This window comes from Bradyrhizobium sp. (assembly GCF_035701725.1).
Classification (GTDB): domain Bacteria; phylum Pseudomonadota; class Alphaproteobacteria; order Rhizobiales; family Xanthobacteraceae; genus Bradyrhizobium.
In genome coordinates, this window is the sequence record NZ_DASSRP010000371.1 from 1 (window position 1) to 2,056 (window position 2,056).

At 66.0% G+C, this 2,056-nt stretch carries 2 protein-coding genes; both read left to right on the plus strand.

Annotated elements, in window-relative coordinates; translation table 11 throughout:
• Positions 1 to 761 (plus strand): UDP-N-acetylglucosamine--N-acetylmuramyl-(pentapeptide) pyrophosphoryl-undecaprenol N-acetylglucosamine transferase (locus VFL62_RS22330; RefSeq protein WP_325174565.1); only part of this gene is annotated, 761 nt, incomplete at its 5' end.
• Between the two features lie 200 nt (positions 762 to 961).
• Positions 962 to 2,056: UDP-N-acetylmuramate--L-alanine ligase (gene murC, locus VFL62_RS22335; RefSeq protein ID WP_325174566.1), on the plus strand; the 1,095-nt coding region annotated here is incomplete at its 3' end.

Below are 2,056 nucleotides of genomic sequence, written 5' to 3' on the forward strand. Positions count from 1 at the left end.
GGCTCGGCGTGCCCGGCATCGTCCATGACGCCAACGCGGTGCTCGGCCGCGCCAACCGTTTTCTCTCCGGCCGCGTCAGCGCTATCGCCACCTCGCTGCCGGGCGTGCTCGACCGCGATCCGCAGCTCGCGTCGAAAACCACGACCGTCGGCACCCCGATGCGGCCGGCGATCGTGGCTGCGGCCAGCGTGAAATACGCCGCGCCCGAACGCGATGGACCGCTGCGGCTGTTGGTGGTCGGCGGCAGCCAGGGTGCGCGCGTGATGGCCGACATCGTGCCATCAGCCATCGAAAAGCTCGATCCCTCGCTGTGGGGTCGGCTCTCGTTGACGCAACAGGTGCGCGAAGAGGATATGTCGCGGGTGCGCGCGTTCTACGACCGGCTGAAGATCAATGCCGAACTTGCGCCGTTCTTCACCGATCTGCCGGCGCGGCTTGCGTCCAACCATCTGGTTATCTCGCGCTCCGGTGCGGGAACGGTGGCCGAGCTCGCCGCGATCGGCCGCCCTGCGATTCTGGTGCCGCTGCCGGGCGCGATCGATCAGGACCAGTTTGCCAATGCGGGCGTATTGTCGCAGGCCGGCGGCGCCTTGCGGATCGCGCAACGCGAATTCACGCCGGAGTGGCTGGCAGCCGAGATTTCCGCGTTTGCCGCCGATCCGGCCAAGCTCGTCGCGATGGCCGCAGCCGCGCGAAGTATCGGCCGGCTCGATGCCGCCGAGCGGCTGGCCGATCTGGTGCTGAAAGTCGCCGGGATTTGACGTCAGTCATTCCGGACAGGCCGCGAAGCGGACTGATCCGGAATTTCGAGATTCCGGGTTCGCATCTTCGATGCGCCCCGGAATGACGGAAGTTCGGCGATCTCAGCCCAAAAAGCCCCTTGTCATGCCACGCGAAAGCGGGGCATCCAGTAGGAGCGCGGCTGATTTGCCTCGCGAATCCTGACGTTCTGGGGAACACCATGAGACTGCCGCGCGAGATCGGACCTATCCACTTCGTTGGGATCGGCGGTATCGGAATGAGCGGCATCGCCGAGGTGCTCTGCAATCTCGGTTACACCGTGCAGGGCTCGGACGCCTCCGAAGGCGCCAACGTCATCCGTTTGCGCGAGAAGGGCGTCAAGGTCACAGTCGGCCACAAGGCCGAGAATGTCGACGGCGCCGACGTGGTCGTGGTGTCCACCGCGATCAAGCGCGACAATCCGGAATTGATGGCGGCGCGCGCCAGCCGCATTCCGGTGGTGCGGCGCGCCGAAATGCTTGCCGAGCTGATGCGGCTGAAGAGCTGCGTCGCGATCGCCGGCACCCACGGCAAGACCACGACCACGACCATGGTCGCAACGCTGCTCGATGCCGGCGGGCTCGATCCCACCGTGATCAACGGCGGCATCATCAACGCCTATGGTTCGAATGCGCGGCTCGGCGCCGGCGACTGGATGGTGGTGGAAGCCGACGAGAGCGACGGCACCTTCCTGAAGCTGCCGGCCGACGTTGTGATCGTCACCAATATCGATCCCGAGCATCTCGATCACTTCAAGACGTTCGATGCGATCCAGGACGCGTTCCGCAACTTCATCGAGAACGTGCCGTTCTATGGCTTCGCGGTGATGTGTATCGACCATCCCGTGGTGCAGGCGCTGGTCGGCAAGATCGAGGATCGCCGCATCATCACCTATGGCGAGAATCCGCAGGCCGACGCGCGGCTTGTCGATCTTTCGCCAAGCGGCGGCGGCTCCTCGTTCAAGGTCGTCATTCGCGACCGCAAGGGCGGCGCGCCGCACGAGATCCCGGACGTCACGCTGCCGATGCCGGGCCGGCACAATGCCTCGAACGCCACGGCAGCGATCGCGGTGGCGCACGCGCTGGGCTTGTCCAACGATGCGATCCAGAAGGCCATTGCGGGATTCGGCGGCGTCAAGCGGCGCTTCACCAAGACCGGCGAGTGGAACGGCGTCACCGTGATCGACGATTACGGCCACCACCCGGTCGAGATCGCGGCGGTGCTGAAGGCGGCGCGCGGGGTCGCGGTCCTTGCCGAAGGCCGGGGCCGGGTCATT